This window comes from Rhizobium sp. Root491, assembly GCF_001427205.1.
Taxonomy (GTDB): domain Bacteria; phylum Pseudomonadota; class Alphaproteobacteria; order Rhizobiales; family Rhizobiaceae; genus Agrobacterium; species Agrobacterium tumefaciens.
Genome location: NZ_LMFF01000016.1, coordinates 176,116 through 191,096, shown reverse-complemented (window position 1 = coordinate 191,096; position 14,981 = coordinate 176,116). Strand labels below are relative to the sequence as shown.

Genomic DNA, 14,981 nt, shown 5'->3' with positions numbered 1-14,981 from the left:
CCGTCACCTTCGTTTTGATCACAATGCAGTGCAGCATGATTTTTTGCTGCATCTGCTCTTGTTCATCTCCCGTTCATCTGGCACCCTGCGCAGCATGATTTGCCTTGGCTGCCTGTGCAGCCGTCAAGGAAACATGGCCGCCAACGCGCGGCTGTCATCGCTGCCAAAACCTTTGGCCTTAAGCTTTTACCGTGCCTGCCGGGTTCACCCGGTGCGCCCTTAATTTGCCAGGGGACAAGATATGTCGCCACGAACGGGCTTCGCCCTGTTGTTCTCTCTGTTCGCCGCGATTGGCACCAACGCCCATGCCGATGAGGCTGGTTTGATCTGGAAGCCGGTCAAGAATTCCGATCGTTCCTATACGGCGCGTATCGGTGCGAAGCTGCCGGTCGAGACGCCGATCCGGGCGGGGCTGGAAATGGGCATGAATGCCTCCAGGACGGGGCAGGTGGTGGATACGCCAGTAAGGTTGTGGGGCAATGTCACGCTTTTGGCGGAACAGTTGCCCGGCGTGTCGCTTGCCCGTGATGTCGGCGTTCTCTTCAACGCGTTGACGGGGTCGAGCAGCGTTTCCATGACGTCACGACAGAAACGCATCGTTACGCCGGAACTGGATATCGAGGCCAACCGCAATTTCACGGTGCGTTATGACGGCACGGCGCAGCAATGGAACGGGCTGGATGTATCGCAGTCGCTGCGCCTTTCCCGCTCGGAAACCGGCACGGCTTTCGTGCTGACGGGGGCAAGCCGCAACAGCTTCAACGAGTTCAGCAGCGGCGTGGCCGTGGAGCAGAAGATCGGCGATCACCTGACAGTGCGCGGAACGCTCGATCAGGGATATGCGGATCATTTTCGGCCGGGTGTGAGTGCGCGGTATAGTATTCGGTGGTGAGGGGCGTCACCGGTTATCGTATGGATGAGCAGAAGGTGATAGACGTTCTTGCGTCGCATTCGGCGTCATCCTTGGGCTAGTCCCATGGATCTAATCACGTCGCATAAAGTCGCGACGTTGCAGAGGCTCGGGACAGGCCCGAGCATGACGGAGGAGAGGTTTGCGCACATTGCAAACGATCTCCACCTGCAACAGCCAGCCTCAATCCTTCTTCAGCTCACCCATGCGGTTCCACGCGTCGAGACCGGCAATCTTGTAGGCCTCGGCAAGTGTGGGGTAGTTGAAGGTGTTCTCGACGAAATACTCCACCGTACCCTTCAGGTTCAGCACGGCCTGGCCGATATGCACCAGTTCGGTGGCACCTTCGCCGACGATGTGGACGCCGAGCAGACGGCGGGTTTTCAGCGAGAAGATCATCTTCAGCAACCCGCTGTCGAGACCCATGATATGGCCGCGTGAGGTTTCGCGGAAATGGGCGATGCCGCATTCGTAGGGAATGTGGCGTTCAGTGACTTCTTCTTCCGTCAGGCCGCAGGTGGAGATTTCCGGAACGGCATAGATGCCGTAAGGGAAGAACTGCGGCGGTTCACCGGCCGGTGCACCGACCGCGTGGCGGGCGGCGATACGGCCCTGTTCCATCGAGGTGGAGGCGAGGCTCGGAAAACCGATGATATCGCCGGCGGCGTAAATGTTCGGCACTGTTGTCTGGAAGGTCTCGGGATTGACCTTCAGGCGGCCGCGGCTGTCGGCTTCCAGCCCACAGGCGGAAAGATTGAGCGTATCGGTTGCGCCGACGCGTCCGGCGGCGAACAAAACCGTCTCGGCTTTAAGGACGCGGCCGTTGCTGAGCGAAACGAGGCATTTGCCGCTGTCGTCGCGCTCCACCTTTTCCGCTTTCTGGCCGAAGATCAGCTTCATGTTACGGTCGCGCAACTGATAGGTGAAGTCCTCGACGATTTCCTTGTCGATGAATTCCAGCATGGTTTCGCGCGGTTCCACCACCGTTACCTGCGTGTCGAGCGCACTGAAGATCGTGGCATATTCGATGCCGATGACGCCCGCGCCGACAACGACCATGGAGCGCGGCAGTTCCTTGATCTCGAGTATCTCGTCCGAGTCGAGCACTGCCGCGCCGTCGAAGGGAATATGCGGTGGCCGGTAGGGCCGCGTGCCGATGGCGAGCAGAATGGAAGCGCCGGTGACGTTCATGACTTCACCGTCGTTCTTCACCACCTTCACCGTGTTGGCATCAACGAAGCTTGCCGTGCCGCGAATGTGCTGCACGCGGTTGCGGGCGAACTGGTGTTCCAGCACCTCGACCTCGTGGTCGAGCGTGATCAGCAGGCGGCGGCGCAGATCGTCCGCGTCGATTTCCTGCTTGACGCGGTAGGAGCGGCCGTAAAAACCGCGTTCGCGCCAGCCGGTGAGATTGAGCGCGGTTTCGCGCAATGTCTTGGAAGGGATGGTACCTGTGTGCACCGAAACGCCGCCGACGCGGCTGCCCTTCTCGATGACCAGAACCCTCTTTTCGAGCTTGGCGGCCTGGATGGCGGCGCGTCTTCCCGCCGGACCGCTGCCGATAACAATCAGATCGAACTGGTACATGAAAACCCCGGAACAGAATGTATTGCAATGACCGGATGTCGCATCCGGGATGGCGCTGCCGCGAAATGGTCGTGATGCCATTTTGACCAGGGGAAGTGATTCCCTTGTCAGCCTTGCACACAAGAGTGCAATGCAACAAACGCCTGCGTCAATCTGTAGCGCAATAATCTGACGGATTCGTAACCGTTTTGTCCGCTTGTCGTTTTGCGACGCAAAGATGCGCCTTTGCGCCCGGAACGGCCTTCGCCGTCGGGTTTTCGCGGTTTCAGACGGGTTGTGCCCGGTCACGCGCTGATTGGGGTTGGAGTGGACGGATGCTTGCGCGACCGGGCCTTTCCAGAAAGCCGTATTTCGCAAGAGGCAGTGCACGGCCTTTTGCGAAATGGTCCTGTCACCATGAACGTGCCACCGTTCCCACCACCAGGACCGTCCTTCGGTTTACGCCACGTCTGGCGTCTACCCGGCAGGACTGCATTCAAGATAACAGGGTAAGGCGGGGCGGGGAAAAGCGGGGATGGATTTTCGCGCGCCGGTTCTTTCTCGTCAGTCTTCTTTCCGGGTCACATGGCGGTGAAGGGCAGCGAGGTCCTGCCTGAGTGCTGCCAGTTCGGCCAGTACCTTCACGTCGATCTTTTCGTGCAGAGACAGCACCTCAAGCTCGGCTTTCAGGTTCACCTCATAATCCTTGGCGGCCTCGAAACGGTCGCGGGCGGCCTGCCGGTTCTGCGACATCATGATGATCGGCGCCTGAATGGCCGCGAGCATGGAGAGCAGAAGATTGAGGAAGATGAAGGGGTAGGGGTCGAAGGCCCGCGTCGTCAGCACGATGGTGTTGATGATTGCCCAGAACACCAGGAAAAAGCAGAAGCTGAGGATAAATCCCCAGGAGCCGCCAACCCTTGCAATGCTGTCGGCCAGCCTGTCGCCCAGGTTTGCCCCAGCGGAAAATTCCGCATTGGTGTCGGTCGAGACCAGCTTTTTCTGGTGCGACAGTTCCAGAATACGACGCTCGACCTCGCCGATTTCCCGGGAGGAGCGCTTGAAGTGCGAAACGATATAGTCGGAGATGTCTGACACGGTGCTTCTCGTGGTGCTGATGGTTCGGTACGGCCCTGTCGAGATAAACCCGCATGGCAAAGGAATTCAAACGATTTCCGCTGCCATGCCGTTCAGCCATCCAGACCCATCAGACAGAGGGCTTAGCGTCGTTTACCCAGTTGAAGCCGGGGAAGAAGCGCTCTCGGCCATATTGCTCGCCGAACATCATGTCGAATTGCAGCAGGCGATAATTGCGCACCACGTCCGGAATGGAATTGGGTGAAATCGACCAGTCGGGCAGGGCCTTGCCATCCGTTGCCACCAGCATATGCCGGTCGACAACGGAAAACGCATCCTGCACTTCACCCAAAGTCCCCGTATAGAAGGGGTCTGAGAAACCGGCTGTTTTCAGTACGTGATAGGGCAGCAGCGCCGGGCTGATGGTGCCGATATTCTTGCGCACGCCCGTCTTCGAGGACCAGACGACAAGCGGCGTCTCGTGTTCCTTTTTCATGACTTCCAGCGGCGCGCGGCGGCTGGCCACCATGCCCGGCATGTAGCCGCTTTCCACGAATGTCTGGCCAAGCGGCGGCAGGTGATCGCCGAAGAGCACTATGATTGTTTCGCGCTCGCGCTTTTTTGCCCAGCGCATCAGCTTCAGAAGGGCGTCGTCGGCCTCCGCCACGCCCTGCGCATAGGTACCAAGCGCCTGCGATGCGGAAGCGGAAAGATCGCCCTCTACGCCGATGGCGTCGCTGGCATAACGGGCCGCCTCGTAAGGTCCATGTCCCTGCAGGGTGACGGCGAAGAGGAAGAGCGGGTTGCGCGCATCGTCCGCGGCCACCATGATCTGGTCCATCAGCGCGTCGTCGGAGGCGAAGTTGCCGCGCTTTTCCATGGGCGGCAATGTCTCTTCCGAGCGGAACTCCTCGAAGCCGAAATTCCTGTAGACTTCCTTGCGGTTCCAGAACCATTCCTGAAACGGATGCATGGCGATGGCCGAATATCCTTCGCCACGGAAGAAGCTGGCAAGCGAGGGCACCGGGCGGCGGATATATTGCTGGTAAGGAATGCTGCCATAGGGCAGGAAGGCGTTGGAAAAGCCGGTCAGCGCCTCGAATTCCACATTCGCCGTCATGCCGCCGAATTCCGGCGAGAACACGTTGCCGGATTGCTTGGCGCGGATGTTGGGCATCGGATCGGCAGAGAGCTTCACGTTTTCAAGCCGTGTCGGATCCCACAGCGATTCGCTCATCAACATGATGACATCAGGGTAATCGCCCGTGTTGGCGGCAAAGGCGGCGGGTTCCGAGGTCAGGTCCGCAATGCTGTTTTCGCCGTAACCCTGCGGCGCCGAGACGTTGGCCATGGGAATATTGAAGGCAAAGGCCATCAGGAAACCGTTATGGCGGTAATTCTCCTGTTGATCCCACATCATGGGGATGATGTTGAGACGATCGCGCACCCACGAATAATGCGAATAGTCCATGAGCGAGGCGAGGCCGGCCAGAAGCGGCAGCGCCAGCACAAGACCTGCGGCGCGTTCGCGCCAGCTCAAGCCCGGCGAATAACGCCGCGCCAGCAGCCACAGGGTGGAAAGGGCCGCAACCGTGGCGCAAAGGCCAAGGCCGACCAGCACGGCCGTCAGCGGCTGGGCTTTCAGCATGGTGGGCAGAAGCTCGAGGATCTGCCGGCCGAACAGCAGGTCGGAGGGATAAAGCGGATCGGAGAGATAGGTCTGTTTCTGCGCGGAAATAAGCCCTGTCAGCGCGCAAAGCGGCGCAACGGCGATGAGCGACAGGTAACGGCGGCCGAGGATGGAATCCAGCGCTACGAGCAGCAGCAGCACGGCGGCGATGTTGGTCATGCCGGGGCGGGCGGATGAGGTGAGGAAGGTGCCGACATCAACTAGCGAACCGCGGGCGATCCATTCCAGCGCGACGACAAGCACGACCGACGAAAATGTCAGATTGGCAAGCGTGTAGGCCTTACCCGAAAGCTTGGAAAGGCTCCGCGTCCATGCAGGCGAAAAGACAAAATCAGCCTTTTCGGAAGCCGTTGTTTTTGGCGCCGAATTTCTCAAACTCATACTCCGGTATTACGAGGCAACACCGCGCAATTCGGGGAGATGAATCGGGGCGTCGCAAAACTGTCATGTAACTGTCACATAAGCGCGATGAACGCGACATGAACTTTGCGGAGTGTGGCCGGTGCGGTGATAACCTTAGCGTGAATGCCTGTTGCGGCTTCATCCTATCAAGGTGGTGCGGCATGCAATTGCCGCGTTGCGGAGCGGGCACGGGCGCGGTATTGAAAAGCCATGAGCGACAGACACGACATCAAAAACCATCTTCGAATTGCCGTCGGGCAGTTCAATCCGACTGTTGGCGACGTGGCGGGCAATCTCGCCAGGGCGCGCGAAGCACGGGCCGATGCGGCGACGCAGGGTGCCGATCTCCTGCTTCTGACCGAGCTGTTCATATCCGGCTATCCGCCGGAAGACCTGGTATTGAAGCCGGCTTTTCTGAAAGCGTGCCTGAAGGCCGTGGAAGAACTGGCGGCGGAAACCGCCGATGGCGGGCCGGGCGTCGTCATCGGTTTTCCGCGTCAGGGCGAAACGGGCCGGCACAATTCGGTTGCGCTTCTGGATGGCGGCAAGATCATCGCGCTGCGTGACAAGATCGACCTGCCGAATTACGGCGAGTTCGATGAAAAACGCGTTTTCGCCGAAGGTTCGATCTCCGGTCCCTATAATTTCCGCGGTGTCAGGATCGGCATTCCGATCTGCGAGGAAATCTGGAACGATATGGGTGTGTGCGAAACGCTTGCCGAAAGCGGGGCGGAAATCCTGCTGGTGCCGAATGGTTCGCCCTATTATCGCGGCAAGCTGGATGTGCGCCATCAGGTGGCGCTGAAGCAGGTAATCGAAAGCGGCTTGCCGCTGGTCTTCGCCAATCAGCTTGGCGGGCAGGACGAGCTGGTTTTCGACGGCGCGAGCTTCGGTTTCAACGCCGACAAGACCCTTGCCTTCCAGATGAGCCAGTTCGAAGCGACCCTTGCCGTTACCGATTGGAAACGCACCGCAGAAGGCTGGCGCTGCGAGAGCGGTCCTTTCTCGAAAATCCCTGAAGGCGAGGAGGCGGATTACCGCGCCTGCATGCTGGGCTTTCGCGATTACGTCAACAAGAACGGCTTCAAGAGCGTGGTTCTCGGCCTTTCCGGCGGTATCGATTCGGCGATCTGCGCTGCGCTTGCTGTTGATGCGCTGGGCGAAGAGCGGGTGCGCTGCATCATGCTGCCGTATCGTTACACCTCCGAGGATTCGCTGAAGGACGCAGCCGATTGCGCCAGAGCGCTTGGCTGCCGTTACGATATCGTGCCCATTGCCGAACCTGTGGAGGGGTTCCTGTCGGCGCTTTCGGAAATGTTCGAAGGCACGGAAGAAGGCATTACCGAAGAAAACCTGCAGAGCCGTACACGCGGCACCATTCTCATGGCCGTTTCCAACAAGTTCGGCTCAATGGTGGTGACAACAGGCAACAAGTCGGAAATGTCGGTGGGGTATGCGACGCTTTATGGCGACATGAATGGCGGTTTCAATCCCATCAAGGACCTCTACAAGATGCAGGTCTACGCCATCTCCAGCTGGCGCAATTCCCATGTGCCGCCGGGCGCGCTCGGGCCATCCGGCGAAGTGATCCCCGCCAATATCATCTCCAAGGCGCCATCCGCCGAATTGCGACCCAACCAGACAGACCAGGATTCGCTGCCGCCCTATCCGGTGCTGGACGATATTCTGGAGTGCCTGGTGGAAAAGGAAATGTCGGTCGAGGAAATCCTCGCGCGTGGCCATGATATCGCGACGGTGCACCGGATCGAGCATCTGCTCTATCTCGCCGAATACAAACGCCGCCAATCCGCGCCCGGGGTGAAGATCACCAAGAAGAACTTCGGCCGCGATCGCCGTTATCCGATTACCAACCGGTTCAGGGACAGGTAGTCGAAGGAGGGCATGGAGGGAGCTTGCTGGACCCCGAATCTAGTTCGGGGTGACGGAGTGCGGATGCTGCGGCTTCGCCATATATCGATGGCGAAGAAGCATCCTTTTCCTCCAACGGCGCGGACACGCCGCGCCGTCTCCCTATCTCGTTAAATAACCTGCCCCACATCGATGCGGTTACCATCCGGGTCTTCGAAAACGAAGGCCCGCAGGCCATAATCCTTGTCCTGCAGACTTTTGATGATGCGAAGCCCGTGGCTTTTGCAAAGCGCATGCAGCGCGTCGGCGTCGCTGACCAGCATATGCGCCACATTGAAGGGGGCCGGTTTGTGCGTTGACTGCAATGTCAGGTGCAACTCGGCGTTACCTTGTTTCAGGATCATGAAACCGACAGGGTTGCCGTTTTCGAAGGTCTTTTCGAAGCCCAGCACACGGACATAAAAGTCATGGGCCTTCTCGATATTCTTGACAGGAAGCATTGCGGCGATCCGACCGAAGCGGATGCCGTGATCGGCGATGGTGTTCATCGCGGAACCTCGGATCTGGGAGAAACGGGCAGGGGTGCGGGCGGTGCCGGAACGCTGCTGTTTTTTCCTATTTGAATTTGCAGGGCGGTGCCTGCGGCAATAGGATCATAATCACGGCGGTGGCGGATGCAAACGGAATGTTTGTGCCATTCAACGCTCCACGCCAGACGATCGACAGGCCTGGGAGGCAGCATGCGCAGTTCCATCGAAATCTTCAACATCCGCACTCGGCAGATGCGGGTGGTCTGGCAGACGCCGGAGCTGTTCGAGGCTCCGAACTGGTCGCCGGACGGGAAATACCTGCTTCTGAACTGCGACGGTCTGCTTTATCGCCTGTCACTTGCCGGCGACCCTTCGCCGGAAAAGGTCGATACCGGCTTTGCGACAATCTGCAACAATGACCACGGCATTTCGCCTGACGGTTCGCTTTATGCCATTTCCGACAAGGTGGAGTTCGGCAAGAGTGCCATCTATCTGCTGCCTTCGACGGGCGGAACGCCGCGGCTGATGACGAGGAACCTTCCCTCCTACTGGCACGGCTGGTCGCCGGACGGGAAAGGTTTCGCCTATTGCGGCATTCGCGATCAGGTTTTCGATATTTATTCCATGGACATAGACAGCGGCGTTGAGACACGCCTTACCCATGGTGAGGGCCGCAATGACGGGCCGGATTATTCGCCGGATGGAGAATGGATCTATTTCAACTCCAGCCGCACCGGCCAGATGCAGATCTGGCGCGTGCGGGTGGATGGCTCGGCCGTCGAGCGTATCACCGACAGCGCCTACGGCGACTGGTTCCCGCATCCGTCTCCCAGCGGTGACAAGGTCGTCTTCGTCTCCTACGACGCCGATGTCTTCGACCATCCGCGCGACCTCAACGTGCGCGTGCGGCTGATGGATATGGATGGCGGCAATGCCGAAACGCTGTTTGACCTTTTCGGCGGGCAGGGAACGATGAATTCGCCCAACTGGTCACCGGACGGGGATGAGTTCGCTTATGTGCGGTATTTTCCCGTTGGGTGATGCGGTAGGGGGTGCTTCAGCCGGCGCGCGTCTGCGCGGCGGCTGAAGGGCGCAATACGCAGGTGAGGTGGCCACGGTCACATTGCCGCATCGCTGCGCAAGATACTTGTATTTGCAATCTTTGTTGCTCATAAGCTTCTTCGTCAGGTGCCCGCCCTTTAGGGCGGGAGAATCGGGAATCCGGTGCAAGACCGGAACGTGCCCAGCGCTGTGAGGCGGATGCCCTTTTTCTTGATGCCACTGAATCCATTCGGGAAGGCGAAAGTGGGCGGATGAAGCCGAGTCAGAAGACCGGCCTGACAGGATAGACCAGACCGCGTGGACGGCGGCAGGTTGTTGCAGCAGCGCGTCGTGCAGGCGAAAACCGGAGCCGGTTTTCGTGGCGGCGCGCCAGCATTGTTGGGGATAGACGATGCCGACCGATCCACTCGCGACCAGTTCGCTCGACGCCAATGCATTCGATCACGCGCTTTCGCCCGCCTATCCGTTTTCCGAGGGGGAGCGAGAGGCGATCTACCGTGCCATCGAAACCCGCCGTGATGTGCGCGACCAGTTCCTTCCGGATCCATTGCCGGAAGATGTGGTCGAGCGCTTGCTGAAGGCGGCGCATTCCGCGCCTTCGGTCGGTTTCATGCAGCCGTGGAATTTCACGCTCGTCACTGACGGTGCGGTCAGGCAGGCAGCCTGGGTTGCCTTCAGCCGCGCCAATGGCGAGGCGGCGGCGATGTTCGAGGGGGAGCAGCAGGCGCTTTACCGCAGCCTCAAGCTTGAGGGCATCCGCAAGGCGCCGCTCAGCATCTGCGTCACCTGCGATCCGACGCGTGGCGGCAAGGTGGTGCTGGGCCGTACCCACAATCCGCGCACCGATGTCTATTCCACCGTCTGCGCCATCCAGAACCTCTGGCTTGCAGCGCGCGCCGAAGGCATCGGCGTCGGCTGGGTCAGCATTTTCCACGATAGCGACATTCGCACCATTCTGGAGATTCCCGACCACATCGAGATCGTCGCCTGGCTATGCCTCGGCCGCGTCGATACACTTTATACCGAGCCGGAACTGGCGGTGAAGGGTTGGCGCCAGCGCGTGCCGCTGGAGGAGCTGGTGTTTCGCAATCGCTGGGGTGGACGGTAAAGAGAAGACGCGACCATCTTGTGAGTGAGACAGAGCGTTGCCAACTCCATACCGCGTGCTTGATGGGAGCTATTGCTGCGGCTGAATGCCCTTCAGCGCCGGGTTTTTCAGGTCGATCCGCCCTGTCTGGTCGGGCAGGAATTTAGGGCCGATGACGCGGACCCTGCTGTTGTTCGGGTCATAGTCGCGTTCCGGAACCGGTTGTTCCGGCGGCTTTGCGGCCTGCTGCAGTTCGGTTGGTTTTTTGGGGGTGTCGCCTTGCGGTGATGGAATGGTCGTGATGCTGGAATAGGGTTTCTCAGCTTCCGGCCGCGCAGCCTCCTGCTGCTTCATCTCCTCGTGATAGGCGGCCATGTTGCAGGCGCAGCCTGGGGCTTTCGTTGAGGCATTTCGATAGGCAAAGGCGGTCGGCAGGTCCTTGTAGGGCTTTCCTGTTTCAGCCGAGACCATGTCAGCCGTTTCCTGCTCCGTCATGGAGTGGAAATAAAGCTCCGTCTGCGTACCCGGGCACATTTTCTGGCATTGTTCGGCCTGCGCACGGAAATCGAGCGGCGAGGCATTGGAAGCGATGGGGAAGAACGAGCCGTCGCAGGTGCGCACGCACAGCGTCCTGAGCCCGCCTTCCGCAGCGGCATTGGGGTAGGGCGAAAGCCCCGCCTGTCCCGGCGGATTGCTCTGTTCGCCGAAGGCGTCGGGGTAACGTGTCACATCGGGTGCCGTCGGCTGGCGCGCTTCCGTTTCCGGAATGGCGCTGCAGCCATTGGCGTCGAGTGCGGCGAGAATGCGCTGGCGTCTGATGTCGCCATCATCGTTGCCCTGGGCCGCCATGGCATCGTCGCGGTCACGGATGATGGCATCGCGTTCGCTCTGCGCATCCGCCATCGCGTCGCTGATCTCTGCGCAGAGTTCCGCATTCGGGCTGCCATAAACGGTGACGCTTGCGGATGAACAGCCGTAACGGCGCAGATCGTTCCTGATCCTGCGGATCTCGATGTTCTGGCGGGTGAGCGCATTGGCGTAACGCCGTACCTCGGCGGTGTTGCCGATGACACGCGGCGGTTCGCGCAGCTGCGCATAAAGCGTATCGCAGACCTGATCCGCGAAAGCAGCGGCCGGGGCGATGAAAACAAGGGGAAGCAGGAGGCCGATAATGCTGCGGCGCCGGGTCAATGGTGCGATCCGTTCGATGTCCCCGGCCGGTGGCGAGGGTGTTATGCTTCGGGAAATCCGTGTTTCAGGAAGATAACATAAGCTGTTGCCGCAATGCGGCAACAGCATGTTCAAAACTGCGTTAATGCGCCTTCATCAGACCGAAGGGTGCGATGCCTGCACGACGGCAAAGGCCGCCATGTTGACAACGCCGCGCGAGGTGACGCTGGGCGACAGTATATGGGCGGGAAGCGCCGTGCCAAGCAGGATGGGGCCGACATGCAGGCCCTCCGTCAGCGTGCGGGTGACGCCGAGCGTGATGTTTGCGGCATCGAGGTTCGGGAAGACCAGCAGGTTTGCTTCGCCGGTCAGCACGCTGTTGGGCATGGCGCGCTTGCGCAGCGCTTCCGAAAGTGCCGAGCCGCCCTGCATTTCGCCGTCCACTTCCAGTTCGGGTGCCGCTGCCTGCACGATCTTCAGGGCGCGGCGCATCTTGCGGGCGCTTTCCGAATCGCGCGACCCGAAATTGGAGTGGCTGGCGAGCGCGATCTTCGGCGTGATGCCGAAGCGGCGGATTTCCTTTGCCGCGAGAATGGCCATTTCAGCCACTTCTTCGGAGGTCGGATCGTTGTTGACGAAGGTGTCGGTGAGGAACAGCGCGCCCTGCTGGGTGATGAGCAGGCTGAGGCCTGCGAAAGAGCGAACGCTTTCCTGCTTGCCGATGATCTGGTTTACGTCGCGCAGGTGCCGGTCGTAACGGCCTTCCAGACCGCAGATCAGCGCATCCGCCTCACCACGCTTCACCGACAGCGCGCCGATGACCGTGGAGTTGGTGCGCACGATGGTGCGGGCCGCCTCCGGGTTGATGCCGGCGCGGCCGACGAGGGCGAAATAATCATCGACGTAGTCGCGGTAACGCGGATCGTCTTCGGGATTGACCACCGCGAAATCGGTATTCGGACGGATGCGCAGGCCGAAGCGCTTCAGGCGCGTTTCGATGATCTGCGGGCGACCGATGAGGATCGGGATGCCGGTGCCTTCTTCCAGAAGCACCTGTGCGGCGCGCAGCACGCGCTCGTCTTCGCCTTCAGCAAAGATGATGCGCTTCTTTTCGGCAACCTTGGCGGCGTTGAAGACCGGTTTCATGATGAAGCCGGAACGCCAGACGAAGCGGTTCAGCTGGTCGAGATAGGCTTCGAAATCGCTGATCGGCCGGGCGGCGACGCCGCTTGCGGCGGCAGCACGGGCAACGGCCGGCGCGATGCGCAGGATGAGGCGCGGATCGAAAGGCGAGGGAATGAGGTAGTTCGGGCCGAAGATCGGCGTTTCGCCGCTATAGGCCTTGGCGGCGACTTCCGAGACTTCCTCGCGGGCAAGCTCGGCGATGGCCTGCACGGCGGCCATCTTCATTTCCTCGTTGATCGTGGTTGCGCCGCAATCCAGCGCGCCGCGGAAGATATAGGGGAAGCAGAGCACGTTGTTGACCTGGTTCGGGAAATCCGAACGGCCGGTGCAGATCATCGCATCCGGGCGGGCAGCGCGGGCCACTTCCGGCATGATTTCCGGATTGGGGTTGGCAAGCGCCAGGATCAGCGGATTTTCCGCCATGCGCTCCAGAAGTTCCGGCTTCAGCACGCCTGCCGCCGAAAGACCGAGGAAGACATCCGCGCCGTCGATCGAGTCGGCCAGAACCCGCTTGTCGGTCTTTTGCGCGTAAACTTCCTTCCACTCGTCCATCAGCGAGTTGCGTCCGTCATAAACGAGGCCCTCGATATCGTGGACCCAAATGTTTTCTTTCTTTGCGCCCATGGCGACAAGCAGATTGAGGCAGGCAAGGGCTGCCGCACCGGCGCCTGACGCAACGATCTTGACGCTCGAAAGCGATTTTCCGGCCAGTTCCAGCGCGTTGGTGACGGCGGCGGCGACGATGATCGCCGTGCCGTGCTGATCGTCGTGGAAGACCGGGATGTTCATCTTCTCGCGCAGCTGGCGCTCCACCTCGAAACATTCGGGCGCCTTGATGTCTTCAAGGTTGATGCCGCCGAAGGTGGGTTCCAGCGCTGCGATGGTGGAGACCATGTCGTTTATGCCGGGCGCATCGATCTCGATATCGAAAACGTCGATGCCGGCGAATTTCTTGAAGAGGACGGCCTTGCCCTCCATGACCGGCTTGGACGCAAGCGGGCCGATATTGCCAAGGCCAAGCACTGCCGTACCGTTGGAAATCACTGCAACGAGATTGGCGCGGGCGGTATATTCCGCCGCCATTTCCGGATTTTCATGGATGGCGAGGCAGGGGGCGGCGACACCCGGCGAGTAGGCAAGCGCCAGATCGCGCTGGTTGCCAAGGGGCTTGGTGGCCTGGATTTCCAGCTTGCCGGGGCGCGGGTAGCGGTGGAAAAAGAGCGCCTGTTCCTCGATGTCGGCCTTTGCCGTGTTGGCGGGCGTGTTGTTCTTATCGTGAGAGGTCATGTCTTCCACCGTCATGTCTGGTTCAATTCCGGCCCTCTGAATACAACAAACTTTCCCGTGGTACAGCCGTTATTTGCCGCCCCCTTATGCAAATGCGGGCATGGCTTATTCGCGTTTTCGTGATGCCATCAGTCATATTCCATACAAAAACCGGCCATTGTCATGTTGCTGCAACACGAGTCTGGTTCTGAGAGGGAAGAAAGCCGCAGGGACGCAACCGAACAAGGGGATTAAATCCGTGGCCGGTCAAATTGAAACCAGACAGTTCAGAACGCTTTTCATTTCGGATGTCCATCTCGGTTCCAAGGCGGCCAAGACGGATTTTTTGCTCGACTTCCTGAAACATCACGAGGCCGATACGATCATCCTGGTCGGTGACATCATCGACGGCTGGCGCCTGCGCCGCAGCTGGTACTGGCCGCAGGGCTGCAACGACGTGGTGCAGAAGTTGTTGCGCAAGGCCCGCAAGGGAACGCGTATCGTTTATATTCCCGGCAACCACGATGAATTTCTGCGCGAGTTTCCGGGCATGCATTTCGGCGGTATCGAAGTGGCCGAGCGCATGATCCACGAGGCGGCAGACGGCAAGAAATATCTCATCATCCATGGCGACGAGTTCGACGTGGTGGTGCGCAATGCCCGCCTTCTCGCCTATCTCGGTGACTGGGCCTACGACGCGGCGATTGCGATCAACATCGTCCTTGCTGCGGTGCGCCGCCGCATCGGCCTGCCTTACTGGTCGTTCTCGGCCTGGGCGAAATTGCAGGTCAAACACGCCGTCAACTTCATCGGCGAGTTCCAGCGCGTAGTGGCCGACGAGGCGCGCCGCAACAATGTGGATGGTGTGATCTGTGGCCATATCCACCACGCCGTGATGGAAGACATGGACGGCATCCGCTACATCAACACCGGCGACTGGGTGGAAAGCTGCACTGCGATTGCCGAAAATGCCGATGGCACTTTCGAGCTGATCACCTGGATGCAGACGAGCGATGTCCCTTCGCAGACATCGGACGAGATGGAGCCGGTGGATATTCCAGGTCTGATTGGCAAGCACGCGGCCTGATTGGGGTTTGTTCAACAGGCAGGGCGATCCCTAAGCGCGGGATGGTTCAGCTCTCTGTCGTCATCCTTGAGCTTGTCCCA

At 59.9% G+C, this 14,981-nt stretch carries 11 protein-coding genes and 1 riboswitch; of the genes, 5 read left to right on the top strand and 6 right to left on the bottom strand.

Going from position 1 to position 14,981, the window contains the following annotated elements:
* Window positions 1-241 precede the first annotated feature (241 nt).
* Window positions 242-892: a hypothetical protein gene (locus tag ASD46_RS19400; protein WP_003515508.1), complete on the top strand. Its 651-nt coding sequence runs from the start codon at window positions 242-244 to the stop codon at window positions 890-892.
* Window positions 893-1,093: 201 nt separating this feature from the next.
* Here the strand turns inward: ASD46_RS19400 and sthA are convergent, their stop codons facing one another.
* The 3 genes from sthA to ASD46_RS19385 form a co-directional block, all read right to left on the bottom strand.
* Window positions 1,094-2,497, bottom strand: a complete 1,404-nt coding sequence (gene sthA / locus ASD46_RS19395) for a Si-specific NAD(P)(+) transhydrogenase (protein ID WP_003515506.1) — start codon at window positions 2,495-2,497, stop codon at window positions 1,094-1,096.
* A 543-nt stretch (window positions 2,498-3,040) separates the two neighbouring features.
* The gene (locus ASD46_RS19390; RefSeq protein ID WP_003515504.1) at window positions 3,041-3,574 is read right to left on the bottom strand and encodes a DUF1003 domain-containing protein; all 534 of its coding nucleotides are present in this window, start codon (window positions 3,572-3,574) and stop codon (window positions 3,041-3,043) included.
* 109 nt (window positions 3,575-3,683) lie between these two features.
* A complete protein-coding gene (locus ASD46_RS19385) occupies window positions 3,684-5,624 on the bottom strand; it encodes an LTA synthase family protein (protein WP_060642563.1) in 1,941 nt (646 codons plus the stop codon).
* 231 nt (window positions 5,625-5,855) lie between these two features.
* Between ASD46_RS19385 and ASD46_RS19380 the strand changes: the two genes are divergently transcribed.
* On the top strand, window positions 5,856-7,535 hold the full coding sequence (locus ASD46_RS19380) for an NAD+ synthase (RefSeq protein WP_025593581.1): 1,680 nt from the start codon (window positions 5,856-5,858) through the stop codon (window positions 7,533-7,535).
* Between the two features lie 149 nt (window positions 7,536-7,684).
* On the opposite strand, the gene ASD46_RS19375 is transcribed toward ASD46_RS19380, so the two are convergent.
* A complete protein-coding gene (locus ASD46_RS19375) occupies window positions 7,685-8,062 on the bottom strand; it encodes a VOC family protein (protein ID WP_003515498.1) in 378 nt (125 codons plus the stop codon).
* 192 nt (window positions 8,063-8,254) lie between these two features.
* On the opposite strand from ASD46_RS19375, the gene ASD46_RS19370 reads away from it, so the two are divergent.
* Together ASD46_RS19370 and bluB are read left to right on the top strand one after the other, a co-directional pair.
* The gene (locus ASD46_RS19370; protein WP_019566187.1) at window positions 8,255-9,085 is read left to right on the top strand and encodes a TolB family protein; all 831 of its coding nucleotides are present in this window, start codon (window positions 8,255-8,257) and stop codon (window positions 9,083-9,085) included.
* A gap of 128 nt (window positions 9,086-9,213) precedes the next feature.
* Window positions 9,214-9,400: riboswitch (cobalamin riboswitch) on the top strand.
* Between the two features lie 97 nt (window positions 9,401-9,497).
* On the top strand, window positions 9,498-10,214 hold the full coding sequence (bluB, locus tag ASD46_RS19365; RefSeq protein WP_025593576.1) for a 5,6-dimethylbenzimidazole synthase: 717 nt from the start codon (window positions 9,498-9,500) through the stop codon (window positions 10,212-10,214).
* Between the two features lie 69 nt (window positions 10,215-10,283).
* Here bluB and ASD46_RS19360 read toward each other — a convergent pair whose 3' ends face one another.
* The gene (locus tag ASD46_RS19360; protein WP_025593574.1) at window positions 10,284-11,384 is read right to left on the bottom strand and encodes a DUF2865 domain-containing protein; all 1,101 of its coding nucleotides are present in this window, start codon (window positions 11,382-11,384) and stop codon (window positions 10,284-10,286) included.
* A 135-nt stretch (window positions 11,385-11,519) separates the two neighbouring features.
* On the bottom strand, window positions 11,520-13,835 hold the full coding sequence (locus ASD46_RS19355; RefSeq protein WP_003515491.1) for an NADP-dependent malic enzyme: 2,316 nt from the start codon (window positions 13,833-13,835) through the stop codon (window positions 11,520-11,522).
* A gap of 229 nt (window positions 13,836-14,064) precedes the next feature.
* Here ASD46_RS19355 and ASD46_RS19350 point away from each other — a divergent pair, with 229 nt between their 5' ends.
* Window positions 14,065-14,901 (top strand): UDP-2,3-diacylglucosamine diphosphatase, encoded by an 837-nt coding sequence (locus ASD46_RS19350; RefSeq protein ID WP_025593573.1) that lies wholly within the window; start codon window positions 14,065-14,067, stop codon window positions 14,899-14,901.
* Window positions 14,902-14,981: the final 80 nt, after the last annotated feature.